The organism is Pseudomonas quercus (assembly GCF_012033695.1).
Taxonomy (GTDB): domain Bacteria; phylum Pseudomonadota; class Gammaproteobacteria; order Pseudomonadales; family Pseudomonadaceae; genus Aquipseudomonas; species Aquipseudomonas quercus.
In genome coordinates, this window is record NZ_JAAVJI010000009.1 from 115,402 (window position 1) to 138,262 (window position 22,861).

General features: G+C 60.9%; 22 protein-coding genes and 4 pseudogenes. 16 read left to right on the forward strand and 10 right to left on the reverse strand.

What is annotated here, in order from left to right; translation table 11 throughout:
• The first annotated feature begins 106 nt into the window (after positions 1-106).
• On the forward strand, positions 107-577 hold the full coding sequence (locus HBH25_RS15385; protein ID WP_168084820.1) for an RNA methyltransferase: 471 nt from the start codon (positions 107-109) through the stop codon (positions 575-577).
• A gap of 59 nt (positions 578-636) precedes the next feature.
• Positions 637-1,140, forward strand: a complete 504-nt coding sequence (locus tag HBH25_RS23375; protein ID WP_229631930.1) for a DUF2892 domain-containing protein — start codon at positions 637-639, stop codon at positions 1,138-1,140.
• A gap of 58 nt (positions 1,141-1,198) precedes the next feature.
• On the opposite strand, the gene HBH25_RS15395 is transcribed toward HBH25_RS23375, so the two are convergent.
• Complete coding sequence (locus HBH25_RS15395; protein WP_168084821.1) at positions 1,199-1,648, reverse strand: YcgN family cysteine cluster protein; 450 nt, start codon at positions 1,646-1,648, stop codon at positions 1,199-1,201.
• A gap of 166 nt (positions 1,649-1,814) precedes the next feature.
• On the opposite strand from HBH25_RS15395, the gene HBH25_RS15400 reads away from it, so the two are divergent.
• On the forward strand, positions 1,815-2,411 hold the full coding sequence (locus tag HBH25_RS15400; RefSeq protein ID WP_168084822.1) for a nitroreductase family protein: 597 nt from the start codon (positions 1,815-1,817) through the stop codon (positions 2,409-2,411).
• Positions 2,412-2,417: 6 nt separating this feature from the next.
• Here HBH25_RS15400 and HBH25_RS15405 read toward each other — a convergent pair whose 3' ends face one another.
• From HBH25_RS15405 to HBH25_RS15420, 4 genes are read right to left on the reverse strand one after another with little or no spacing between them, the layout of a single operon-like run.
• Positions 2,418-3,350 carry a D-2-hydroxyacid dehydrogenase gene (locus HBH25_RS15405; protein ID WP_168084823.1) on the reverse strand — a complete coding sequence of 311 codons (933 nt, stop codon included), beginning with the start codon at positions 3,348-3,350 and terminating at the stop codon, positions 2,418-2,420.
• Positions 3,351-3,379: 29 nt separating this feature from the next.
• Positions 3,380-3,673 (reverse strand): YcgL domain-containing protein, encoded by a 294-nt coding sequence (locus HBH25_RS15410; protein WP_168084824.1) that lies wholly within the window; start codon positions 3,671-3,673, stop codon positions 3,380-3,382.
• On the reverse strand, positions 3,670-4,806 hold the full coding sequence (gene rnd, locus HBH25_RS15415; RefSeq protein WP_168084825.1) for a ribonuclease D: 1,137 nt from the start codon (positions 4,804-4,806) through the stop codon (positions 3,670-3,672). Before rnd ends, HBH25_RS15410 begins: the two co-directional genes overlap by 4 nt.
• A gap of 57 nt (positions 4,807-4,863) precedes the next feature.
• Positions 4,864-6,474, reverse strand: a complete 1,611-nt coding sequence (locus tag HBH25_RS15420; protein WP_168084826.1) for a phosphoethanolamine transferase — start codon at positions 6,472-6,474, stop codon at positions 4,864-4,866.
• Positions 6,475-6,791: 317 nt separating this feature from the next.
• Between HBH25_RS15420 and HBH25_RS15425 the strand changes: the two genes are divergently transcribed.
• The 11 genes from HBH25_RS15425 to HBH25_RS15475 all read left to right on the forward strand — a co-directional run bounded on the left by HBH25_RS15425 (position 6,792) and on the right by HBH25_RS15475 (position 18,231).
• Entirely contained in the window at positions 6,792-7,049 is a 258-nt protein-coding gene (locus HBH25_RS15425; protein ID WP_168084827.1) for an HP1242/YdcH family protein, read from the forward strand.
• Positions 7,050-7,275: 226 nt separating this feature from the next.
• Complete coding sequence (locus HBH25_RS23380; protein WP_168084828.1) at positions 7,276-7,647, forward strand: FxLYD domain-containing protein; 372 nt, start codon at positions 7,276-7,278, stop codon at positions 7,645-7,647.
• A gap of 155 nt (positions 7,648-7,802) precedes the next feature.
• The gene (locus tag HBH25_RS15435) at positions 7,803-9,947 is read left to right on the forward strand and encodes an ATP-binding protein (protein WP_168084829.1); all 2,145 of its coding nucleotides are present in this window, start codon (positions 7,803-7,805) and stop codon (positions 9,945-9,947) included.
• 797 nt (positions 9,948-10,744) lie between these two features.
• Positions 10,745-11,407 carry a methyl-accepting chemotaxis protein gene (locus tag HBH25_RS23785; protein ID WP_420708494.1) on the forward strand — a complete coding sequence of 221 codons (663 nt, stop codon included), beginning with the start codon at positions 10,745-10,747 and terminating at the stop codon, positions 11,405-11,407.
• 50 nt (positions 11,408-11,457) lie between these two features.
• Positions 11,458-11,826 (forward strand): response regulator, encoded by a 369-nt coding sequence (locus HBH25_RS15445; RefSeq protein WP_168084830.1) that lies wholly within the window; start codon positions 11,458-11,460, stop codon positions 11,824-11,826.
• Entirely contained in the window at positions 11,823-12,119 is a 297-nt protein-coding gene (locus HBH25_RS15450; protein ID WP_168084831.1) for an STAS domain-containing protein, read from the forward strand. Before HBH25_RS15445 ends, HBH25_RS15450 begins: the two co-directional genes overlap by 4 nt.
• Before the next feature lie 31 nt (positions 12,120-12,150).
• Positions 12,151-14,166: a chemotaxis protein CheA gene (locus HBH25_RS15455; RefSeq protein ID WP_168084832.1), complete on the forward strand. Its 2,016-nt coding sequence runs from the start codon at positions 12,151-12,153 to the stop codon at positions 14,164-14,166.
• A gap of 21 nt (positions 14,167-14,187) precedes the next feature.
• Positions 14,188-15,825 (forward strand): methyl-accepting chemotaxis protein, encoded by a 1,638-nt coding sequence (locus HBH25_RS15460; RefSeq protein ID WP_168084833.1) that lies wholly within the window; start codon positions 14,188-14,190, stop codon positions 15,823-15,825.
• Positions 15,826-15,837: 12 nt separating this feature from the next.
• A complete protein-coding gene (locus HBH25_RS15465) occupies positions 15,838-16,344 on the forward strand; it encodes a chemotaxis protein CheW (protein WP_168084834.1) in 507 nt (168 codons plus the stop codon).
• On the forward strand, positions 16,341-17,147 hold the full coding sequence (locus tag HBH25_RS15470; RefSeq protein ID WP_168084835.1) for a CheR family methyltransferase: 807 nt from the start codon (positions 16,341-16,343) through the stop codon (positions 17,145-17,147). Before HBH25_RS15465 ends, HBH25_RS15470 begins: the two co-directional genes overlap by 4 nt.
• A gap of 10 nt (positions 17,148-17,157) precedes the next feature.
• Positions 17,158-18,231: a protein-glutamate methylesterase/protein-glutamine glutaminase gene (locus HBH25_RS15475; protein WP_178088993.1), complete on the forward strand. Its 1,074-nt coding sequence runs from the start codon at positions 17,158-17,160 to the stop codon at positions 18,229-18,231.
• 83 nt (positions 18,232-18,314) lie between these two features.
• Here the strand turns inward: HBH25_RS15475 and HBH25_RS15480 are convergent, their stop codons facing one another.
• From HBH25_RS15480 to HBH25_RS23795, 4 genes and pseudogenes are all read right to left on the reverse strand, one after another.
• On the reverse strand, positions 18,315-19,916 hold the full coding sequence (locus HBH25_RS15480; protein ID WP_168084836.1) for a putative bifunctional diguanylate cyclase/phosphodiesterase: 1,602 nt from the start codon (positions 19,914-19,916) through the stop codon (positions 18,315-18,317).
• Between the two features lie 152 nt (positions 19,917-20,068).
• Positions 20,069-20,197 carry a DUF2256 domain-containing protein gene (locus HBH25_RS15485; RefSeq protein ID WP_168084837.1) on the reverse strand — a complete coding sequence of 43 codons (129 nt, stop codon included), beginning with the start codon at positions 20,195-20,197 and terminating at the stop codon, positions 20,069-20,071.
• A 69-nt stretch (positions 20,198-20,266) separates the two neighbouring features.
• Complete coding sequence (locus HBH25_RS23790) at positions 20,267-21,112, reverse strand: methyl-accepting chemotaxis protein (protein WP_420708495.1); 846 nt, start codon at positions 21,110-21,112, stop codon at positions 20,267-20,269.
• Positions 21,113-21,127: 15 nt separating this feature from the next.
• Positions 21,128-22,249 (reverse strand): annotated as a pseudogene (locus HBH25_RS23795) (cache domain-containing protein); the annotation flags it as partial.
• A gap of 89 nt (positions 22,250-22,338) precedes the next feature.
• Here HBH25_RS23795 and HBH25_RS23385 point away from each other — a divergent pair.
• Positions 22,339-22,443 (forward strand): annotated as a pseudogene (locus HBH25_RS23385) (sulfate transporter CysZ); the annotation flags it as partial.
• Positions 22,444-22,457: 14 nt separating this feature from the next.
• Here HBH25_RS23385 and HBH25_RS15495 read toward each other — a convergent pair.
• A pseudogene (locus tag HBH25_RS15495) lies at positions 22,458-22,637 on the reverse strand (helix-turn-helix domain-containing protein); the annotation flags it as partial.
• Positions 22,638-22,685: 48 nt separating this feature from the next.
• Here HBH25_RS15495 and HBH25_RS15500 point away from each other — a divergent pair.
• A pseudogene (locus tag HBH25_RS15500) lies at positions 22,686-22,850 on the forward strand (IS3 family transposase); the annotation flags it as partial.
• Positions 22,851-22,861 lie beyond the last annotated feature (11 nt).

Below are 22,861 nucleotides of genomic sequence, written 5' to 3' on the forward strand. Positions count from 1 at the left end.
GCCGTCACAGTGCCGGCAAAAAGCTTTAGCGGCCGCATGCCGGCTAGCGCTTGCCTGGCGCTGGCCGCCCCTTGATAATCGCGCACTTTTCAAACAGGGCCTGGCCGTGGGTAACAAGCGATACAGTTGCATCGGGCTGTCCAACCCCAAATCCCCGGAGAACGTAGGCTCGGTGATGCGTGCGGCGGGCTGCTACGGGGTCAATTCCGTGTTCTATACGGGCCGCCGCTACGAACGGGCAAGGGACTTCATCACCGACACCAAGCGTGTGCACTACGATATTCCGTTGATTGGCGTGGAAGACCTACGGGCGATCCTGCCCCTCGATTGTGTGCCGGTCGCGGTGGAGCTGGTGCCGGATGCCCGGCCTTTGCCGACGTATACCCACCCGGATCGCGCGCTTTACATCTTCGGCCCTGAAGACGGCAGCCTGGATGAAGACCTGCGGCAGTGGTGCGAAGAAACCATCTACATCCCCACTGAAGGGTGCATGAACCTGGCAGCGACGGTGAATGTGGTGTTGTACGATCGCCTGGCCAAGGGCAACAACACCCGTTCCGGGCCACGCTTCAAATAAGCGGAACAGCTACGGTGTTCAGGGGTCTGCTGATTACGTCCAATCGCCGGAGACCCCTGATGAGCAAAGACATTATCACTGAAGCTGTAGAAGCCCTGCCTACCTCCACCACTGATGACACCAACGTCCATGGCTGGGAACGCGCCGGTTCCATCGCGGGTGGCGCAATGTTGGTGGGCAAAGGCATCCGCCGCGGCGGTTTCCTCGGGCTGATCCAGATTGCCTTGGGCGGTGTAGCCCTCGCCCGTGGCTTTACCGGCCGTAGCAAAACCAAAACGCTGCTGGCCAAGGGCCGGGAAGAACTGGACGGCCTGCGCGGTAACATCGAACGCGCCGGCGACCAGCTCAAGGAGCTGACGGGCGACGCAGTAGACAAGGCCAAAGAGGTCAAAGACACCGCCGTGGCTAAAGCAAAAGACGCGACAGACACGGCCGCTGACAAAGCCCAGGACGTGAAACGGGACGTTGAAGACAAAGCCAGCAAGCTCAAAGACAACGCCGAGGCAGCAACCCAATCCGCTACAGTGACGGGCAACGACAGCCTGAACACGCCCAAGGTCTGAATCGCGCCACCCATGCGCGGTACTGCCGGTACCGCGCCAGGTTCACCACACCCCCGCTTCAACCCGCCCTGAAAATCAGGTGCTCCTCCCAATCATCCGGCGCTACCGCATTCTCGCTCAGCATGCGCCCGGCCTGGGACACCCGTTGCTTGTGTACCTGTTGAGGGTCTCCACACACCAGATGGTGCCATAGGGGCAGGTCCTGTCGTTCGCTGACCAGCCTGTAAGCGCAGGTCGGTGGCAGCCACTTGAACTCGTCAGCCTGGTCCGGGGTAAGCTGAATGCAGTCCGGCACCTGCAGCTTGCGATTGGGGTAGTCGCTGCAACGGCAGGTATCGCGATCCAGCAAGCGACAGGCGATGCGTGTGTAATACACGCTGCCATCGTCCTCGTCTTCCAGCTTTTGAAGGCAGCACAGGCCACAGCCATCGCACAGCGACTCCCATTCCCCTGCATCGAGCTGGTCGAGGGTTTTGCGCATCCAGAAAGGTTCTACTTTTGCGGCCATGGGCGTTCCTGAGACGAAAGCGCGCCGACAGGTGCATCGGCGGAAGCGGCGCAAGTCTAGTGATGTGTAGCGGCCGGGGGAAGCGATTACGACTACTGGTAGCCATTGCTTGCCAGCTGGGGTCGGCTTGAGTAGGTTGCTGTCTTCTCTCTCAGGAAGATCAGCCATGCCCGATACCCCACGCGTTGCCGACCATGCTATCGACCCGCAATTTCTGGACCGCTGGTCCCCACGTGCTTTCAACCCGGAGCCCATTGCCGAAGACACACTGCTGAGCTTTTTTGAAGCGGCACGCTGGGCACCCTCGGCCTATAACTCGCAACCGTGGCGGTTCCTGTATGCGCGCCGGGACACACCGGACTGGGAACGCTACCTGGGGCTGCTCAACGAGTTCAACCGCAACTGGGCACAGCACGCCTCGGCCTTGGTGATCATTGCGTCGAAAACCACCTTTACGGCGCCGGGGGCCACTGAAGAAGGCCCGGCACTGTGGCACACCTTCGACACCGGCTCCGCCTGGGCCTACTTCGCCTTGCAGGCAAGCCTGAGCGGCTATTACACCCACGGCATGGCCGGCTTCGACCAGGCCAAGACCCGCGCAGAGCTGAAAGTGCCTGAAGGGTACGACCTGCACGCAGCGGTAGCCGTGGGCAAGCTGGGTGACAAGAGCAGCCTGCCGGAGTACCTGCAAGGCCGCGAAGTGCCAAGCCCACGTCGGCCTGTCAGCGAACTGGCCAAAGGCGGCGATTTCGCCTTTGACTGATTACCTTCAGTAGCCTCGGTCGAAGTCCACCACACCGCGCATGGCCTGCCCTGCCTCGAAGGCCGTCAGGTTTTCGAGAAACAGGTCAGCCATCAACGGGGGCGACGTCGGCCCTGCCGTGTGCCCGGTTAGCAGCAAGCCCCAGGCCGTCCAGAAGGGATGCTGTCGCGGGAGCGGCTCTTGCCGACACACGTCGATCACGGCACCGGCCAGGTGGCCCTCGCGCAGGGCCTGAACCAGGTCGGCATCCACCACCGACGAACCCCGCCCGATGTTGATGAACAACCCCTCAGGCTTGAAAGCGGCAAACACCTTGGCATCGAACAGGTCCCGGGTGGGCCAGGTGTCTGGCAGCAGGTTGATCACATAATCCACCTCCCCTACCAGCCGTGGCAATGCGTCAAGTGCGGCCACCTCCTTGAAGGGAGGCAGGTCCCGCGGCGCGGTTGCGATGCCGTACACCTCGATACCCAACACCGACAGGCAGTGGGCCACACTGCGACCAATGTCACCCACCCCGACGATCAAGGCCTTGCGCCCGGCCACGCTGGCAGCCGGCCGGCTGTCCCACTGGCGCTCCACCTGGCTGACCACGCGGGTCATGACCTTGCGCTCGTGGCCAAGAACGTATGTGAGCACGTATTCAGCCATCACCTGGCCAAAGATGCCCACGGCTCGGGTGAGGCGATAATCGCGAGGCAGGCCCAGCGCCAACAGGGGCGTTATGCCTGCCCACGTGGACTGTACCCATTGAGGCCGGTGCCCCTGGCGCAACAGGCTGGCCAGCAGGTCAGGCTGGCCTAGCCAGACTGGGCAGTCCGAGGCCATGCGGGACAGTTCTGCTGAATCATCGCTGGTAAACACGTTCAGGCCAGGGGCCTTTGTTTCTAAAAGAGCGGTGTAGGCGGCAAAAGCCTGCTCCGCGATAAGCACGCGCATGGGTAAACCTTGGAAACAGGGTGGGAGCGTCAGACCGGATCGTTTCGCCGCAACAGTTCTTCAGGGAGGTGCTCGATGTATTCCTCCTCCGGCGGTGGCATCTGCAGGTGGTACCCCTGCGCGTCCAGGTTGGCCAGCACCTTGGTGATGTCCTCTCGTGCCAAAGCGCGCTCGGGCGTCAACACCAGGTCGAACGCATGCACAGGCTTGCCGAACCCGGCCAACAGGCCTTCAGGTACGCGCGCCAAGGCATCGCTCTTGAGCACATAGAGGTACATTTCGTTTTTTTTCGGGCTGCGGTAGATCGAGCAAATACGTTTCAAGGGTGTTCTTCTCCGGCACTGGCCAGGCTATCCAGCAGGGCCTGACCCAGGTGTTCGCGCCGCCAGCCACGCAGGTTGTCAGGTAGGGTGTAAGGGCCATGGGGGAAGCCGCTGCGCAACAGCGCTTCGATGACCTTCTTGCGCAGCACCAGCTCCGGGGCGATGCCCAGGCGCTCGGCCTCGGCCTGCCCCACGGCACGCAATTGCTTGACCAGGCCAGAGGCTTCCATCGGCAGCGGGTCTGGTAGCCGTGCAGGCAGGTCTTCCTCGGCCGTGAGCGCACCCCGGCGAATGAGCTCCAGCAAGGTCTCGCCATCCTGGCGAATGGTGCGCGGGTGCATCTCCTCAACCTTGGCCAGCGCCGTCAGGTTGTTGGGCTGGAAACGTGCCAAGGGCCATAGGGTCTGCTCCTTGATCACCCGGTTGCGCGGCACATCACGCAGGTGGGCCTGTTCTTCGCGCCAGGCATACAGCTCACGCAGCACTGCCAGTTGCCGGGGGTTGAGCTTCCAGCCCAGGCGGGCATCCCGGTACAGCTCGCGCGGGTCAACCTCCCGGCCCCACTGAGCCACCAGTTCGTGGCCGTCTTCGAGCACCCAGGCAAATCGCTCATCGCTCAGGCGGGGGCGTAGTGCCTGGTACACCTCTGCCAAGTGCAGGGCGTCTTCGGCCGCGTAACTCACCTGCAGTTCCGATAGAGGCCTTTGCAACCAGTCCGAGCGTGTTTCGCCTTTGGGCAACTCGATACCCAGTACGTCGTGCACCAGCCGTGAATAACCCATAGAGAAGCCAAGCCCCAGGTAGGCAGCCGCCAACTGGGTATCGAACAGAGGTGTGGGTAGCTGGCCGGTCAACCGGGCCAGTACTTCCAGGTCCTCGCTGCACGCATGCAACACCTTGACCACAGCCGGGGCAGCCAGCAGCTCGGCCAGCGGCGCCCACTCGGAGATACTGAGCGGGTCGATCAGGAAGGCAGTGTGCCCGTCGCTGATCTGCAACAGGCCCACCCGTGGATAGAACGTGTCTACCCGCACGAATTCGGTATCCAGTGCGATGAAAGGCAGTGCTCGCCAGGCAGCACACTGCTGCGCCAGCGCCTCGTTGTCACAGACCCACTTTATCGCTATGGCCACAAGCCTCTCCTCGAACAATGCGGGCAGTATAACGCCGCGCGCCGGGATCGTTACAGGTCAGCTTCGGCAACCGGCAAACAGGTCCAGCCTTGGGGCGTAGACTGACGTATCGATCTGCAACAGGCCCAGCAACGACGAGAAGAGATTGTCCTGGCTCAAAGGGTCGCTCTGGTGGTGCTCAAGGCATTGGGTATCGACCTGGAACGTACGGCGGTACCCCGAAGAAAACCACGCCATCAAAGGCACGTGTTTTTGCTGGTCCGGCGCCAGCATGTAGGGCGTGCCGTGCAGGTAGAGGTTGTACTCCCCCAAGGACTCGCCATGGTCGGACAGGTACAGCAAGGCGCTGTCAACGTGGTCTTGCCGACTGCGCAGGGTATCGATCAAGGTGCTCAGCACATGGTCGGTATAACGGATGCTGTTGTCGTAGGCATTGACGATGCTGTCCCGCGCACAGGTGTCCAAGGCATTGCTGGTACACACAGGGGTAAAGTGCTCGAAGCCGGCTGGGTAGCGCTTGTAATAATCCGGGCCATGGCTGCCCATCTGGTGCAATACCAGCACCGTGTCCTGAGTCAGGTTGGCCAACAAGGCAGGCACGTCCTTGAGCAAGATGTCGTCATGGCATTCGCTATCGCAGTAACGCGGGTCTTTGCTTTGAGTAAGGTTCTGGTACGCCACACGGGTGCAGGTGCCTTTGCAGCCAGACTGGTTGTCCAGCCATAGCACCTTCAAGCCTGCCCGCTGCAACACATCCAGTACACCCTCCTGGTTCTGTGCTCGCACGGCATCGTAGGCCTGGCGCCCCATGCCAGAGAACATGCAAGGCACCGACACGGCTGTTTCCGTACCACACGAATGCACATTCCTGAAGGCCAGCACGCCGTCTTCGGCAGCCAGGGCCGGGGTCGTGTCACGGCCATACCCTAGGATGCCGAAATTATCAGCCCGAGCGCTTTCACCAATCACCAGCACGGTAATAGAGGGGCGTGCATGGCCGGCCCAGGCGGCGCTTTTGTGGGCATCGGTGCCAATGTGCACAAACGGTTGGCGGGCAGAGGCTACCTGCTCGTTCAGGTACGCCATCCCAGCACCCACAAGGTTGCTGGGCACCACTAGCAGGCGAAGTTCGTGATGGTTTCGAAACAGTGAAGACAGCCCTTGATAGTTACTCAGCGCAATGGCCGCCATAAGTGCCGCGCTTGCAGTTACTGCCAGAAGTTTAGATACGATTGCAGGCATACCTTTGCGGTAACTTACAGGCAAGCGCCAGATCGCTAGAGCGGGAACCACCCCGCACAAGAACATATAGATGACGAACTTTAAAGAAAGGAGATCGCGTACTTCGGCACTGTCTGTTTCAGCGATATTCCGGAACATGGCGGCATCGATCACAATGCCGTACTGGCTCATGAACCACGCGGCACCTGCGCTGACCGGAAACAGCAGCATTAACAACGGCTTGAGGGTCCAGCGCCCGGCCACCAAGGCCAGCACCAGGTTGAAGGCAAACACTAGCAGGGCGGCAAACGCGAGGGCCAGGGTCAGGTTGTTGTGTTGCGTGACCACTGCCACATGGCGCCACAGTGGAAAGTTGAACAACGCCAGCAAGCAGACACTGGCCGCAAGGGTCAGCACTTCGGGCCGAAGCGGCTTTATCATCGACATATTTTTCACTTTGATAACAGGCGCTCGCCAGCCGAGCTGGGCGGACTCTAAGTACCGCTCAATCAATATTTCGTGAAAAATATGGTGATACCGGGTAACGGTTTTTATTTAACAAAACACTGACAAAAATTATAGGAAACATTCATTTTTATGCAGGCATGACGCTGCTATACCTGCGGTTCGCTGCCGCCAGGTGCACCCTGAACCTACCAGCGGTCATGGTGTAGCCTGGGCAGGGAACGAATTAACAGCTCCGGGGGGTCCAACCCCTGCACCCGCAGCCATGTGCTGTTAACCCACTGACCCTGAGGTGAAACATGCCAGTTACGCACAATCTTTACGCCGACCTTGGCCGAACCAAGGAGGAGGTTGCCGCGCTGCAACAAACCAGCACCCTGCTGCAAAGCCTGGTTACTAAATATGAAGACATCGACCGGCAGGTGGTAGACGCGGAGAAGGCGGCTGCGGATGACGAGACCGTCAGCGGCCTGAAAAAGAAGCGGCTGGACATCAAGAACAAGATCGTTCAGGAAATCGAGTACCCCGGCACCCAGGGTGCTGCAAAGCATTTTTAATAAGGGCTTCCAGCCTGCTAGCTGTGCGTGCCAAACCGCGCACAGCTTTTCCTCCCTCGCTGTTCTGCCCCACCCGCCATTGCGCCGCCGCGTTTATTGCCTACCGTTTTGACGGGTTTCTGGCGCTTTCAACAAAATTTTCACAAACCGTCAGAAAACGGTTTTCCTGCTGCTCCAGTTAGTTATCATTAGGCCACCATCTCGGTGCCCAAAGGGAGCGTCAGGCGTGAAACGTCAAGTATTAGCTATCGTACTGTCCAGTATCGTCGCCTCATCCGCTTGGGCAACTGATCTGAAGGTGCGCAATGTGCAACTGGTGGATGCCGGTCATATCACAAGCATCGTAGGTACTGTCGTAAACACTACCGATCACGCGGTCAGTGGTGGCTACCTGGATATAGAAGTCAGCAAAAAAGACAAAGTGGTCGCACGGGAAACCGTGGAAGTGCCCGACCTAGAAGCGGGCCAGGCCTGGCGTATCTGGCAACCTGTGCAATACGGCGACAGCAATGCCAAGCTGGCCGTTCGTGCCCATGACGCCAATGTCCAGATCACCGCTGAGGTGGTCCCTTACCCTGGTACCGTGGTCGCTCAGTAATACCCCTGCCCTCTTCGCCCCTGGCCCGTACCTCACGTACGGGCAACGGGTGGCGTCGCCGATAGCTCCCTACTGATAGAAGGTCGCCATCGGGGCACCCTTGCCGTGCTTGCTTGTCGTAAGATAACGCCTCTTACCTGCGATACAGGCCCGCCATGCCTCAAGCTTTGCCCGGTCAGATCACATTACAAAACTGTGAAAGCGAGCCTATTCATACACCCGGTTCCATTCAGCCCCATGGGGCGCTGATTGCGCTTGGCCTGGATGGGCGCGTACTGACGCGCAGCCAGAACCTGCTGTTGCACTTGGGCTTCGATGCAGAGCCTGGCGCTTTTCTACCTGCACCCTTGCAGGAACCCCTGGGTGTACTGGTGGAGGCAGGCCTGGCGGCGTTCGATGGCTGGACCGACAGCAGCCGCTATGGCGAAGACCAGGTAGGTTTCGATGTGATAGCGCACCGGCACCACGATGTGGTGTACCTGGAATTCGAGCCCCAGCCGCTCCCCCAGAACGCGTTCTATCACTTGGCAGGGGATGCGCAGCGCATCATTACGCAGATTCGCCACGCCAGGGATACCGAGGCATTGCTTACCCGGCTTACCTCACGCATTCGGGACTTGACCGGCTACGACAGGGTAATGGCCTACCGTTTTCGCCAGGACGATTCAGGCGAGGTAGTGGCCGAGGCTCACCGGCCAGACCTGGTGTCGTACCTGGGCCAGCGCTACCCCGCGTCGGACATTCCTGCCCAGGCCCGGCGTTTATATATCCAGAACCCTACCCGGTTGATTGCCGATGTGGCCTATAGCCCATCGCCATTGGTGCCCGCGTTCAACCCGGCCACCGGGCAGCCCTTCGACCTTAGCCATTGCGAGCTGCGCAGCGTTTCACCCATTCACTGCGAATACCTGAGCAACATGGGGGTGCACGCCTCCATGAGTGTGTCCATCGTCGTGGGCGGCAAGCTCTGGGGCTTGTTCTCCTGCCACCATGACTCCACGAAAACCCTGGCGTATTCAGTACGGCTATCGTTTCAAATGGTGTCGCAAATCTGCTCGGCCTTGGTGGAGCGTATCGAGCAGATTCAGGAGGGTGAAGCGATCAACTTGGCCCAGGCCCGGGTCCATGCGCTTGAGGAAGGGCTGCATGACGCCGATGACCTGATTGCCGCTCTGTGCCAGGAAGGCACAGGGCTGAACCAGTTGATGACGTGTGTAGACGTTGCGGTGTGCCTTAAGGGCCGGGTGCAGACGTTGAACGGCCTTGCCGACGCAGCAGCCCTTCAGATGTACACCCATTTGGCGATGCTCAGTGATCGTGACCTGTATGCCATGGACCGATGGCCAGACCCCACGCCCTTGGATGGCTTGTGCGGCGTGCTGGCCGTTCGCTTCGACCACCGCGAAAACGGCTGGATCATGTGGTTCCGTTCCGAACAGGTAGAGAACGTGCGTTGGGGTGGCAAGCCAGAAAAGATCATAGACACCGGCCCTATGGGGGCCAGGCTCACGCCCCGGGGCTCGTTCGAAGCCTGGGAAGAGGTGGTGCGTGGGCAAAGCACCCCTTGGTCCCGTATTGACCGCACCGTCGCTGAATACCTGCGCCAGGCGTTGGTAAAGCTGGTGCACAACCGGGTCAGCAATACCAATAGCATGCGCCAGATGCTGATCGCGGCGCTGGGCCATGACCTGCGCACACCCTTGCAATCCATCACCATGGCCGCGTCCATGCTGTCTGATAGCGAGCAACGTACGGCCAAGTTGCGCCAGAGTATCGCTACGTCTTCAGGGCGCATGAGCAGGCTGGTGGGGCATGTGATGGAACTCAGCCGGTTGCAGGCCGGCCTTGGCATGGCGCTGGATCGTGTGCCTACGGACATCTCCACCCTGTTCGAAGCCCTGGCCAACGAAGCAGAACTGGCGTATCCCGGCATGCAGCTGGAATGGGCCATCGAACCAGGGCTCAGTGCCAATGTAGACCCTGATCGCCTCGCCCAGGTGGTAATCAACCTGATTTCCAATGCCAGCCAGCATGGCATCGGCAACCGTGCGCGTATAAGCCTGAAAGGGTGTGCCGAGGGGCTGGTCATGGATGTGACCAACCCGGCAGCGCCCATGAGTAGCGACCGCTTGAGCAACCTGTTCACGCCGTTCAAAGGGACAACCAGCCAGCGCAGCAACCGGGACGGGCTGGGCCTGGGCCTGTACATCTCTGATGCCATCGCCCGCGCCCACGGCGGTGCCATTTCCGCCCGCCAGCGTGGTGAGGATGTAGTGTTCGAAGTAAGCATTCCGGCGTAATACCTAAGCGCCATCAAGTATGTCTGTCGCTGTAAAAAATTGTACAAAGACCTTTAACTCGTACCGTTCGGTTTATCCCTTGAGGGCGCCCGGCAGCGCTGGCGCTGGCGCCGCCCCGCACCGGTTCGGTGGGTTTTACGTCGGCAACCCGGTTGTAGAGCCTTCGTACACCTGGATCCTATTATCCGACCAGCGGTAGCTTCATTGATTAATGTTATGGAGGCCATAGGGGATAACCCTCATACCTGCCCCAGAGTGGGGCTGTAGCCTAAGGGTTATCCATGACATCCCCCGCCCTCGACACGCGCTCTGCCACCCGCTATGCACCTGTGCTGCTCAGTGCGGCGGGCGCCTTGGTTTCCATTGCCGTGTTCGCCGCCGAACCTGCCATGAATGCGTGGCTGATGGGGCTGAGCATTGCCCTGCCCGCCCTCGCTGCGGGTGTGCTCAGTGCCAGGCTGCAGGCGTCGGCTTCAAAAGCCAGCGCCTTGCAGGCTGATCACGAGCCTGTTGCCACGCCAGTACAGCCGTCTGACAGTGATCGCCTGTGCCAGGCCGCCTTTCCGGTGTGGATGCGCCAGATCAGCACCTCCCGTGAACAGACCGAAAGCGCCATCAGTGCGTTGACGTCACGCTTCGTGGATATCGCCAGCCGCCTGGACCACACCGTGGACGCCTCCCGCCAAGCCGCCGGCGACATGGGCCAAGGCGGTGTAGGAGAAGGGTTAGGGGAAAGCCAGGTGGCCTTGAACGAGGTGGTGGATACGCTGCGCACCAGCCAGCAAAGCCGTCTTGAAATGCTGCAGGCCGTACGGCACCTGACCGATTACACCGGTGAGCTGCGCCAGATGGCAGCTGAAGTGGCCGCCATTGCCCAGCAAACCAACCTGCTGGCCCTCAATGCTGCCATCGAGGCGGCCCGTGCTGGGGAAGCAGGTCGAGGTTTTGCTGTAGTGGCCGACGCCGTGCGCTCACTGTCGAGCCAGTCCAGCGAAACCGGCCAGAAGATGTCCGCCAAGGTCGACGTAATCAATGGCGCCATTGCCCATTTGGTAGACGTAGCCGGTGAAAGCAACGACAAGGGTAACGACAGCGTTACCCATGCCGAGCACACCATCCAGGGCGTGCTGGGTCGTTTTGAAGGCATCACTGGCCAGTTGCAGGAAGCTTCGGCCCTGCTGCAACACGAAAGCGCTGGGATCAGCCAAGAGCTTTCCCAAGTGCTGGTGGACCTGCAGTTCCAGGATCGCGTCAGCCAGATGCTGGCCCAGGTACACGAACGCATGGCTGGGCTGCACCAGCAGTTCGAGCGCTGCAGCGTCACTCACACGCCCTTCCAGCTGGATGTGGACGCCTGGCTGGCTGAAACCGAACGCACATACGCCATGCAGGAACAGCGCGCCAACCACCATGGCCATGCACGCGCCAAGCCTGCAGACAACTCGATCACCTTTTTCTAGGGCAGTGCCCTGGGCAACCTGTTTTTAATTTCAAGCGTTCAGGAGGTTATATGGCCAAGTCCATTTTGGTAGTGGATGACTCGGCAAGCATTCGTCAAGTGGTGGGTATCACCCTTAAGGGCCAGGGCTATGACGTGCTGGAAGCCTGCGACGGGAAAGATGCGCTGAGCAAGCTCAAAGGCCAGAAGATTCACCTGGTGATCAGCGACGTGAACATGCCCAACATGGACGGCATCACCTTCGTCAAGGAACTGAAGAAGCTGCCCGCCTACAAGTTTACCCCGGTGATCATGCTGACCACCGAATCCCAGGAAAGCCGTAAACAGGAAGGCCAGGCGGCAGGTGCTCGCGCCTGGGTCGTCAAACCCTTCCAGCCTGCGCAGATGCTGGCAGCTGTCGCCAAGCTGATTGCGCCATGATCCGCGCGCAGCAGGTGGGCGAGGCCCTGAACGTGGCCCTGGAGACTGAGCTGACCATCTACCAGGTTGGCGAACTGCACGCCGCTGCCCAAGCCTGGCTGGCCCAGCCCTGCCCTTGGCAGCTGGACCTGAGCCAAGTGCCTGAAATGGACGGCGCAGGCCTGCAATGGCTGTTGTTCCTCCAGCGGCACCTGGGCACCACGGGCCACGCGCTGACCCTTGCCGGTGCCAGCGATGCGGTGCTGGACGTGCTCAAGTTGGTCCCAGGTACTGACCTGGCCCCTGCTGCCTGACTTTTTCCAACACACCGGAGCCTGCCGCCCCATGAACCTTGATGCAGCCTTGCAGACCTTTATCGCCGAAGCCCGCGAGCTGCTCCAGGACATGGAGCAGGCCCTGCTGCGCCTGGAGAGCGAGCCCGGCGACCGGGCAGGCCTGGATGCCGTGTTCCGCGCGGCGCACACCATCAAAGGTTCAGCAGGGCTGTTCGGCCTGGACGCGCTGGTCAGTTTTGCCCATGTGGTGGAAGACCTGCTGGACCGCCTGCGGGGCGGCAGCCTCCACATCGATGGCGACCGTATTGCCCTGCTGCTAGGGTGCAACGACCACCTCAGCGCTCTGCTGCAATGTGTAGCCGTGGAACGCCGGGAACCCGATGCTGCGCTGTTGGCTGTCGAGCAACCGTTGCGGGAGCGCCTGGCGGCCAGCGGTGGTCAGGCGCCCGCTGTTGTAACAGTCGCTACAGCGAACGTAACCCAGGGTACCGCCCGCCATTGGCGCATCGACGTGCGCTTTGGTGAGGACACCTTCCGCCATGGCATGGACCCCCTCTCCTTCCTGCGCTACCTGGATACCCTGGGCCAGCGCGAGTCATTCGTACTGCACACGCAGGCGTTGGCCGAAGCCTTCGACCCGGAAACCTGCTACCTGGGCTTCGAACTCCACCTGATCGCAGACTGCGAGGTGGCTACCCTGTCAGAAGCCTTCGCCTTTGTGGAAGGCGAGTGCGAGCTGACCATCGAAGAGGTGCACGCCGACGCACCCGCTGAGGCGCCTGCCCACGCCTTGGTAGAACCTGCTAGCCCGTTAACGCCAGCTGCGCCGCCGCCTGCTGAAAGCCGCCCAGGCCAGGACAACCGTCAGGCCTGGGTGCGAGTACGTGCGGACAAGCTTGAAGCCCTGATCAACCTGGCGGGCGAACTGATCACCGCTGGCGCTGGCGCACGGCTGTTGGCTGAGCGGCTGGCTGCTGCACGGGGTGACGAGGCCATTCTCGAAGCTACTGCCTCGGTCAACGCTTTGGTGGAGCAAGTGCTCGAAGGTGCCTTGGCCATGCGCATGGTGCCCATCGGTGAAACCTTCAACCGCTTCCATCGTACGGTACGCGATGCCAGCCAAGGGCTGGGCAAGGACATCGAACTGGTGGTCAGCGGCGGTGAAACCGAACTGGACAAGGCGCTGGTAGACCAATTGGGCGACCCGTTGATGCACTTGCTGCGCAATGCCATGGACCATGGCATCGAAGCGCCCGACGTACGCCTGGCCGCGGGCAAACCCGCACGTGGGCGCTTGCACCTCAAGGCCTTCCATGATGCCGGCAATATCGTGGTAGAGCTGAGCGACGATGGTGCCGGGCTCAACCGCGAACGCATCCTGGCCAAAGCCCGGGAGCGTGGGCTGTTGGGTAACGCTGAGCCCACCGACCGTGAACTGCTGGCCGTCATTTTCGAACCTGGCTTTTCCACAGCAGCGGCGGTGACCAACCTGTCAGGCCGTGGCGTGGGCATGGATGTGGTCAAGCGCAACATCAGTGGGCTACGCGGCAGCATCGAACTGTTCAGCCCACCGGGCGAAGGCACCACCGTGCGCATTCGCCTGCCCCTCACCCTGGCCATGATCGATGGCTTGCTGGTGGAAGCGGCTCACAGCAGTTATGTGATTCCGTTGGGCATGGTGCGCGAATGCATGGAGCTGGTGCCTGGAGAGCGCGACGCCCTGCGCGCCCGTGGCCATGTGGACCTTCGCGGTGAGGTGCTGCCACTGGTGTTCCTTCGCGATCACTTTGAACTGCAAGGCGCTGCACCGCGGCGCGAAAACATTGTGGTGATTCATGCCCACGGGCTCAAGGCGGGCCTGGTGGTGGACCACCTCATGGGTGAATACCAAACCGTTATCAAACCCCTCGGCGCGCTATTTGGCGGCGTTCGAGGCATCAGTGGTTCCAGCGTGCTCGGCAGCGGCGTGGTCGCCCTGATCCTCGACGTGCCGGCCCTGCTCAAGCACCTGACCGAGCGCGAAGCCGCCTCGATCGTAATTTCTTCCCCTTCCCAGGCTGTATAAGGTCCGTCCCGAGGTGTAGTCATGAACTGGTTCTATAATCTGAAAATCTCCACCAAACTGCTTATTTCCTTTCTGGTGGTGCTGTCGCTGTCGGTGATACTGGGCGTGTTCGCCATTCTTCAACTGGCTGCCGTAAACAGCGCCACCGTGAAGATGGGTGAAGACGCTATCCCGTCCATCCGTACGGCCGCCAGCATGCGCTACAACTTGAGCCAGTACCGTACCCGTGAGGCGCGCCACATCCTGGCAGATACCCCAGCAGAAACGGACGAGATGCTGCGCAACGCCCAGCAGTCCCGTGCTGAAGTGGACGCCAACCTGGAAAAGTACAAACCGCTGATCTCCAGCCCTGAAGAACAGATGCTGTACGACGAGTTCGTTCGCGAATACCGCCAGTACCTAGGCATCAGCGAAAAAGTCTTGAACCTGTCTACGCAAGGCGACAAGCAGGCAGCCAAGACCATGCTGGCAGTTGATTCCAAGCCCGTGTTCGAGACGGCCGCCGCCACCCTCAACAAGCTCGTAGCCCTCAACGATGCCAATGCCCAAAGCTTCAACGATGAGGCAGCGACCACCTATGACCACGCACGCCTGACCATCGCCGGGGTACTGGCAGGCTCGATCCTGATCGGCCTGTTCCTTACCTGGTTCATCTCGCGCATCATTTCTCGCCCATTGCGCCATGCCATGGACGTTGCTACTCGCCTGGCCGAGGGTGACCTGAGCGTGAAGGTACAGGCCAAGGGGAACGACGAAACCGGTCGCCTGCTGCAGGCCATGCAAAACATGGCTGGCCAGCTGGGCCGCATCATCAGCGAAGTCCGCCATGCCGCCGACAACCTGGCCAGCGCCTCTGAAGAGGTGAGTGCCACCGCACAGTCCATGAGCCAGGCCACGAGCGAACAGGCCGCCAGCGTGGAGCAGACCAGTGCCTCGGTGGAAGAAATGACCGCCAGCATCAACCAGAACACTGAAAACGCCAAGGTCACCGATGGCATGGCCAGCAAGGCGGCGCGTGAAGCGGTAGAAGGCGGCCAGTCGGTTCAGGCCACCGTGGATGCCATGAAAAAGATTGCCCAGCGCATCGGCATCATCGACGACATCGCCTACCAGACCAACCTGCTGGCGCTCAATGCTGCCATCGAAGCGGCACGCGCTGGGGAACACGGTAAAGGCTTTGCGGTGGTAGCCGCCGAAGTGCGCAAGCTGGCCGAGCGTAGCCAGGTTGCAGCCCAGGAGATCGGCGAGTTGTCCATCAGCAGCGTCAGCCTGGCCGAACGCGCCGGTTCGCTGTTGACCGAAATCGTGCCGTCCATTGGCAAGACCAGCGACCTGGTACAGGAAATCAGCGCCGCCTCCGAAGAACAGTCGGCCGGTGTCTCCCAGATCAACCTGGCCATGGTGCAGTTGAACCAGGTCACTCAGCAGAACGCGTCCAGCAGTGAAGAACTGGCCGCAACGGCCGAGGAAATGAGCAGCCAGGCTGAGCAATTGCAACAGGCCATGAGTTTCTTCAAGGTTGAAAATGATGGATCGCGGGGTGTACCTCCGGCGTCCCATCGCAGCCCGGCACGCTCGGCAGCCGCTAGCCCCGCCCGTACTGCCTGGCGCAGCGAGCCGGCTGCGGCGTTCAACGAAGCCGAGTTCACTCGTTTTTGAGAGGGCCATGCCATGCCACATCAACACCTGAAACCACTGGTGGACGCGCAGTACCTGACCTTTTCAGTTGCCAACGACACGTACGCGTTGGCCATTGAAGGCATCAAGGAAATCATCGAGCTGAGCCAGATGACCGTTGTGCCGATGATGCCAACCTACGTGCGCGGCGTGATCAACCTGCGCGGCGCCGTAGTGCCGGTTATCGACCTGGCTGCTCGCTTCGGTCAGCCTCCGGCAGAACTGGGGCGTCGCAGTTGCGTGGTGATTCTGGAAATCGAAGGGCACGAAGGTGAACGGCAGGTGTTCGGCCTGCTGGTGGACGCCGTGTGCGCCGTCCTGGACATCGCCGCTGAACATATGGAGCCTGCGCCCGCCTTCGGTGCACGGATTCGGGCCGACTTCATTGCGGGCATGGCTCGCCTGGATGCCCGGTTCGTGATTGTGCTCAATGCCAACCGCGTGTTGGCCCTTCATGACCTGGCAGCCCTGTCGCACCTGGCAGGCGAGGCGGCAGCGTGAGCGAGAGCGGGATCAGTGACAGGGACTTCAACCAGTTCCAGCGCTGGCTTTACCAGCGCGCGGGCATCCATATGGCGGCCAGCAAGAAAGCGCTAGTGGCCGGGCGCCTGGCCACCCGCCTTCGTCACCATGGGCTGGAGGACTACGCGGCTTACTTTGCGATCATCACCAGCCCGCAAGGGGCCACCGAAGCGCAAGTGGCACTGGACCTGCTGACCACCAACGAAACCTACTTTTTCCGCGAGCCCAAGCATTTTGAATGGTTGCGCCAACAGGTGCCGGTACTGCACCGCCCAGGGCGCACGTTCCGGGTATGGAGCGCGGCCTGTTCATCGGGTGAGGAGCCCTACAGCCTGGCCATGTTGCTGGCCGACTGCCTGGGCGAAAAGCCTTGGGAGGTGATGGGGTCGGACATCAGTACCCGCGTGCTGGAAAAAGCCGCACGGGGGCATTACCCCTTGGAGCGCGCGCGTAACCTGGCACCGGAGCACCTGAGCCGGTATTGCCTCAAAGGCATTGGCCGCCAGGAGGGCACGTTGCTGGTGAACAAGGCACTACGGGACCGGGTTCAGTTCCTGCAGGTCAACCTCAACGACCAGCTACCACGGCTGGGCGAGTTCGACGTGATTTTCTTGCGCAACGTGCTTATCTATTTCGATGCGCCCACCAAGGCGCGTGTGATTGCGCGGCTGGTACCGCTCCTGCGCAGTGGAGGCTATTTCATTGTCAGCCACTCGGAAAGCCTGAACGGCGTAACCGACGCGCTGAACCTGATCTCTCCCTCCCTCTACCAGAAACCATGAGCCGCTTATTATGCCCATCAAGGTAATGATCATTGACGACTCGGCCGTGGTGCGCCAGGTACTGCAGGCCATTCTGGAGCAGAGCCCGGACCTCAAGGTGATCGGCGTGGCTGCCGACCCTTTGTTCGCCATGGAGAAAATGGCCAAGCAGTGGCCGGATGTGATCGTGCTGGACGTAGAAATGCCTCGTATGGACGGCGTGACGTTTCTGCGCAAGCTCATGGCCGAGCGCCCTACCCCGGTGGTGATCTGTTCCACCCTGGCGGAAAACGGCAGCCAGACGGCCCTCCAGGCACTGGCAGCGGGCGCGGCAGACATCATCGCCAAACCCAAGATGGGCTTGAAAGAATTCCTTCACCAGTCGGCCAGCGAGCTGACGGCGGCGGTACGGGGTGCCGCCAAGGCCAACCTGAACGCCCTACGGGCTCGCCCCGCCCTGCCCACGGTGGCCCAGAAGCACAGTGCCGATGCCATCCTGCCCCTGGTGGGTAGCCAGGCCATGGCACGCACCACGGAACGGGTGATTGCACTGGGTACCTCCACAGGCGGCACCCAAGCGCTGGAGCGGGTATTGAGTGCCTTGCCTCGCGTGTGCCCGGCCATCCTGGTGGTGCAGCACATGCCGGAAAAATTCACCGCTGCCTTCGCTCAGCGCCTGAACAGCGTTTGCCAGGTGGAAGTGCTGGAGGCGCAGGACAATGACCGCGTGTTGCCGGGCCGCGTGCTGATAGCGCCGGGTGGCAAGCACATGCTGCTCAAGCGCAGTGGCGCTCAATACCACGTGCAGGTCACTGATGGACCCCATGTGAACCGTCACAAGCCGTCGGTGGATGTATTGTTCCGCTCCGTGGCGCGCTTCGCCGGTGCCAACGCTACCGGTGTGATCATGACCGGCATGGGGGACGACGGGGCCCGGGGCCTACGGGAAATGCTTGAGGCCGGTGCCGATACCTATGCTCAGGATGAAGCCAGCTGCGTCGTGTTTGGTATGCCCAAGGAGGCGATACGCCTGGGCGGCGCCCGTACAGTGATCGGGCTGGACAAAGTCGCTAACGTTATCGTGCAGCCAGGGCGCTCGGCGTAACTGCCCTAGGCTGCGTGCCCCAGCCTGCGCGGTCCGAACCGGACGTCCCTAACCGGGCGGCCCGACCTACGCGGCCCGACCTGTCAGGCCGGGTCCCTTGCCCGGCGGGTGTTTACGTTACCGGTAAACGCAAAGGCCGTAGCCGTGGCCTGGCCCGCCTGAGGCCGGCCGTAATGGTAGCCTTGGGCGAAGTGGCAGCCATTGCTGGCTAGCCAGGACGGCAGGTGCGGCAAATGTTCGGCTTCGATGCCCTCGGCAGTCACTTTCATTTTCAAGCTGCGTGCCATGCCTAGGATGGCCTCCACCATGGGCAGGTGATCGGTGTGCCCTGTCTCGAAGAAGGACCTGTCGATCTTGATCTTGTCGATAGACAACCGGGTGAGGTGATACAACCCCGAGTACCCAGTGCCGAAATCGTCCAGTGCGACGGTGACGCCATGGTCATGCAGCCTGCTCAGGTTACGTTGCGCGGCCACCAGGTTGCCTACCAGCGCTTCCTCGGTGATCTCCACTTCGAAACGCTCGAAGGGGAAACCTTCCTGGCGCAGTTGCTCCAGCAGCCTGTCCGGGAACAGCTCGTCGGTAATCATCGCAGCACTCACGTTCAGGGACAGGTGCAAATGGTCGTCCCAGGTGCGAGAGGCTGCGCAGGCCTGTCTCACCAGAGACCGCGTCATGGCCGGAATCAGGCCCATACGCTCCAGCGAGGGGATAAAGTCCATCGGCATCCCGATGCTGCCATCTGGCTTGGCCCAGCGCGCCAGGATCTCAAACCCTACAACCGCCTGGGACGGCAGCGACACGATGGGCTGGAAGAACGGCACGATGGCTTCCTGCTCCACTGCCTTGCGCAGCGCATTGTCGTGTTCGAATTCAGCCTGGCGCTGACGCTCATAAGCGGTGTCATAGAAATCCCAGGTCGACCGCCCGCTGTTTTTGCCCTTGTACATGGCCGTATCCGCATAGTGCAGCAGCGTCGAAGCATCACTGGCGTCTGACCATGAGCGGGAGATGCCCACCGTGGCCCCCAAGTAGGCGTTTTCAACGTTGTGCAGGATGGGCGCACTTAACCGGGCAATCACAGCCTGGGCGATGGCGCTGAGTTGCGCCTTTTCCGAGCGGCCTCGAATCAACAGGCAAAACTCGTCACCGCCCAGGCGCGCCGCAACACCGTCGTGTTCGGCCATCAGCTGGTTCAGCCTGTTCGCCACCTCAACCAACACACTGTCACCTGTGGAATGGCCATGGCTGTCATTGATGGCTTTGAAACGGTCAAGGTCGATCAGCATCACTGCGACGGGCTGGCCTTGGGTGAGGTAGCTTTGCAACTGGTCCATGAACACACGCCGGTTGATCAGGCCTGTGAGGGAGTCGTACCGGGCCAGGGTTTCGGTCTGGCCTTGCACCTGCAGCATGTGCCGGTAACTGAAGCGCATGTTGCTGATCAGCCGTTTGAGCACCAAGGTGGGCATAATCAGTGACAGCAGGGAAAACCCGGTGGAGGTCAGTACAAAGCGCCAGCGTTCCGTGCTTTCAAAATCGTTGTCATAGGGAAGGCCAAGGCCTTCCATGACCCAGTTTTCAAGCTTGAATTCCCAGAGGATGGCCAGGCTGCACATGGTCAGCAGGGTCAAAAGCACCAGCCGGACAAGGCGGTAGGGTTGGGGGCGATGGAAGTCGATCATAGGGGCCTCGTGGGCCAGAGTATAAGAGCGTGATGTCAGACCGCCATTATCCATGAAACGTTCACGTTCCGAACCTGGAAGCGAAAACCGCCGGTCGTTTTTTAATCAGTGGGCGCATGGCCTAGGCTGCGATCCAGCGCGTGAGGAGCGCGTTACCGGTGTCGCCTGCAACGCTCCGAGCAGTAGCGCACCTCCTCCCAGCACCGTGCCCATTTCTTGCGCCAGGTGAAGGGCAGCCCGCACACGGCGCAAGCCTTGACCGGTAGCTGATCTTTTTTCATAGCGGGGTTCCAGTGGCCACGGCGCAACGCCCAGGCGCGAGGGCCTTAGCCCTGCGCGCCGGGTACAGGTCACTTGAGTTTGAAGCGGCGAACCACGGCAATCAACTTATCGTTGGACGCTGCCAGGGCGGCCGTGCTGCGTTCGCTTTGCTCACCTTCGGCCACCAGCTCTTCCACGATGTGCTTCACTGCCACAATGTTGCGGTTGATTTCCTCACTCACGGCGCTTTGCTGTTCGGCCGCCGTGGCGATCTGAGTGCTGAGGTCGTTGATGCTGACCACCGAGTCGGCCATGTCATCCAGGCCTTCGTTCACCCGCGCCGTCTTATCGACCGTGGCCTGGCAACTGTGCTTGGTGTTTTCCATGGCGACTACCGCAGCGCTTACCCCCTGCTGAAGCCGGGTCAGCATGTCGTTGATTTCCGACGTGCTGGCTTGGGTACGGCCTGCCAGGGCGCGCACTTCGTCGGCCACCACCGCAAACCCGCGGCCTTGCTCACCGGCCCGAGCCGCTTCGATGGCGGCGTTGAGGGCCAGCAAGTTAGTTTGCCCGGCAATTTCGCCAATCACACCCAGTACCGCGTTGATCCGCTGCGCGTCCTGTTCCATGGCGCGCACTTTATCAGTGGCCGCATCGACCTCGCCGATCAGTGCCTGCACACTCGAAGACGCATCATCAACCACCACCTTGGACTGGCGCGCGTTGTCATTGGCCGTGCGGGTCATGCTGGCGGTTTGTGCTGCATTGCGGGCCACGTCATCTGCGGTGGAACTCATCTCGGTGATCGCGGTGACAGCCTGGTCGGTCTCATTGGCATGGCGCACCAGAATCAGGTTGGTGCCTTTGGCCTGTTGTTTCAGTTGTTCCACACCTTGGGCGATCACTTGGGAAACGTCTGACACTTCCGCAACCATGGATTGCAGGTAGGTAATAAAGCGGTTGACTGACTTGCCCACCGCGCCCACTTCATCGTCAGCCCGAATCACGATGCGGCGCGTAAGGTCGGCCTCCCCAGCCGACAGGGTGTCGATGTTGGCCCGCAGTACAGACAGCCGCTTCATCACTTGGCGCAGCCCCAGGTACATCAGCAACAGCAGCAGTGCAACCATGGGCAACTGAATGGCTGCCAGGGTACTGAGCACCTTGCTGCTTTGGGCGGTCAGCATCTGGGTTTGCTGAGCGACGGCCATCAGCCAGGGCGTACCCTCGATCGGCTCCAGGAACAGGGTGTAATCCTGGCCGTCACTGCCACTGTAGTGGGCGCTGCTGGCACCGGTTTTAAGCAGGCCTTGAAGGGCCGCAGCAAAGGGGTACTGGCCTGCCAGGTCCGACAGGTTCTTGAGCACGTTGTTGCCAGGGATTTCCGGCTGGTTGCTCAGTACCGTCCCGCTTTTCTCTACAATCATCAGCAGGGCATGGGTCTCGGCTTCTTTGCTGGCGACCAGATCGTTGAAAAAGCCCAGCGTGACGTCGATGGTGGCCACGCCGTAAGCGGCGCCGTTCTTGCTGATGGCCATGGCGCAGTTGGTGCGCGGCTCCGGGCTGGCATCATCGCGGTAGGCCGTGGCCCAGTTGCACTGGCCAGCCGGTGCCTTGAGCCCGCCCAAGTACCAGGACTGCTCGAAGTAATTCTGGGATTCGGGTGAGTTCCAATGGGTGTTTACGATCAACTTGCCGCTGGCATCGCGGTGGTAGAAGGTGCTGTGCTTGGCGCGCCCAGGGGTGCGCTGGTTGGGTAGGGGCCACACCCCGCCACCGAATACTTTCAGCTCGCCGTACTGGTTTACCATCGAGGGCAGCAGGCGGTCGATGTCGTCGCTTTCAAGCTGCGGCACGGTTTCAGTGATTACCCGCTGCTGGGCTTGCACGCGCCCCAATTCGGCTTTTATCACGCCGCCAATCTGCGCAGCCGCGTTGGTCAGGTGTCGCTCGTCGTTAGCGGTCAGGCTGGGGGTCACGAACAGGTTGATGCCAATGGCCGTAAGCGCAGCGATCAGTGTGATGGAGCCAATGAACGTAGCGGTATAGCGCGCCTGAATTGTTTTTAGCATGGCGGGGGTCCGAAGGAGACGACAAAGGGTCGTCTCCTGCTATCGGCCGCGCTTGGCCGACCTTGAGCGCTGGTTCAGTCCATCAGGTACCCGCAAATCACCACAGGCTGGCCTGGAATGAAATGGTTGCCTGGCTGCGCGCCAAACACTGGCAGAGCCTGAGCTTCGACAACATCGTTTACATCGCGCTCCTGAGCGTCCGCGCTCAAGCACCGGCAGCGCTGTCGTCATAGCGTTCAGGTCGCATTTGGCGCCGAACCTCTCGGCTCAGTGTGCTGGGTTGACGCCCAAGAAGATGGGCGATGGCTCGAAGCGAGGAGCCTTGCATACGCATGATCATCAGCGTCACGCGCGCCTCAATGGTCAGGTGGGTGCAGTGAGTAGTCATGCAGCACCTTACCTTGGGTGTTGTACTTGGTGACTGAGACCGCCCTTGCACTGTTTGAAGATTGGATGCATCCATGGCGAGCGATTTAGCAGTCGTGCCCAGATACGTGAAGCCGTGTTCAAATATATCGAGATAGACTACGACCGCCAGCGGCGACATAGCTCGCTGGAGTCTATCAGCCTGCTGGCCTTCCAAGGTCGGATAAGTGCTTAAACCCTTGTCCA

Excerpts from the sequence above, each read along its gene's own strand:
- HBH25_RS15420 (WP_168084826.1), bottom strand. The coding sequence starts at position 6,474 with ATGTCGATGATAAAGCCGCTTCGGCCCGAAGTGCTGACCCTTGCGGCC.
- HBH25_RS15395 (WP_168084821.1), bottom strand. The coding sequence starts at position 1,648 with ATGGCCGCAAAAGTAGAACCTTTCTGGATGCGCAAAACCCTCGACCAG.
- HBH25_RS15475 (WP_178088993.1), top strand. The coding sequence starts at position 17,158 with ATGCCCATCAAGGTAATGATCATTGACGACTCGGCCGTGGTGCGCCAG.
- HBH25_RS15400 (WP_168084822.1), top strand. The coding sequence starts at position 1,815 with ATGCCCGATACCCCACGCGTTGCCGACCATGCTATCGACCCGCAATTT.
- HBH25_RS15480 (WP_168084836.1), bottom strand. The coding sequence starts at position 19,916 with ATGATCGACTTCCATCGCCCCCAACCCTACCGCCTTGTCCGGCTGGTG.
- HBH25_RS15425 (WP_168084827.1), top strand. The coding sequence starts at position 6,792 with ATGCCAGTTACGCACAATCTTTACGCCGACCTTGGCCGAACCAAGGAG.
- HBH25_RS23790 (WP_420708495.1), bottom strand. The coding sequence starts at position 21,112 with ATGGTTGCGGAAGTGTCAGACGTTTCCCAAGTGATCGCCCAAGGTGTG.
- HBH25_RS15485 (WP_168084837.1), bottom strand. The coding sequence starts at position 20,197 with ATGAAAAAAGATCAGCTACCGGTCAAGGCTTGCGCCGTGTGCGGGCTG.
- HBH25_RS15450 (WP_168084831.1), top strand. The coding sequence starts at position 11,823 with ATGATCCGCGCGCAGCAGGTGGGCGAGGCCCTGAACGTGGCCCTGGAG.
- HBH25_RS15455 (WP_168084832.1), top strand. The coding sequence starts at position 12,151 with ATGAACCTTGATGCAGCCTTGCAGACCTTTATCGCCGAAGCCCGCGAG.
- HBH25_RS15445 (WP_168084830.1), top strand. The coding sequence starts at position 11,458 with ATGGCCAAGTCCATTTTGGTAGTGGATGACTCGGCAAGCATTCGTCAA.
- HBH25_RS23785 (WP_420708494.1), top strand. The coding sequence starts at position 10,745 with ATGCTGCAGGCCGTACGGCACCTGACCGATTACACCGGTGAGCTGCGC.
- HBH25_RS15405 (WP_168084823.1), bottom strand. The coding sequence starts at position 3,350 with ATGCGCGTGCTTATCGCGGAGCAGGCTTTTGCCGCCTACACCGCTCTT.
- HBH25_RS15435 (WP_168084829.1), top strand. The coding sequence starts at position 7,803 with ATGCCTCAAGCTTTGCCCGGTCAGATCACATTACAAAACTGTGAAAGC.
- HBH25_RS23375 (WP_229631930.1), top strand. The coding sequence starts at position 637 with ATGAGCAAAGACATTATCACTGAAGCTGTAGAAGCCCTGCCTACCTCC.
- HBH25_RS15460 (WP_168084833.1), top strand. The coding sequence starts at position 14,188 with ATGAACTGGTTCTATAATCTGAAAATCTCCACCAAACTGCTTATTTCC.
- HBH25_RS15465 (WP_168084834.1), top strand. The coding sequence starts at position 15,838 with ATGCCACATCAACACCTGAAACCACTGGTGGACGCGCAGTACCTGACC.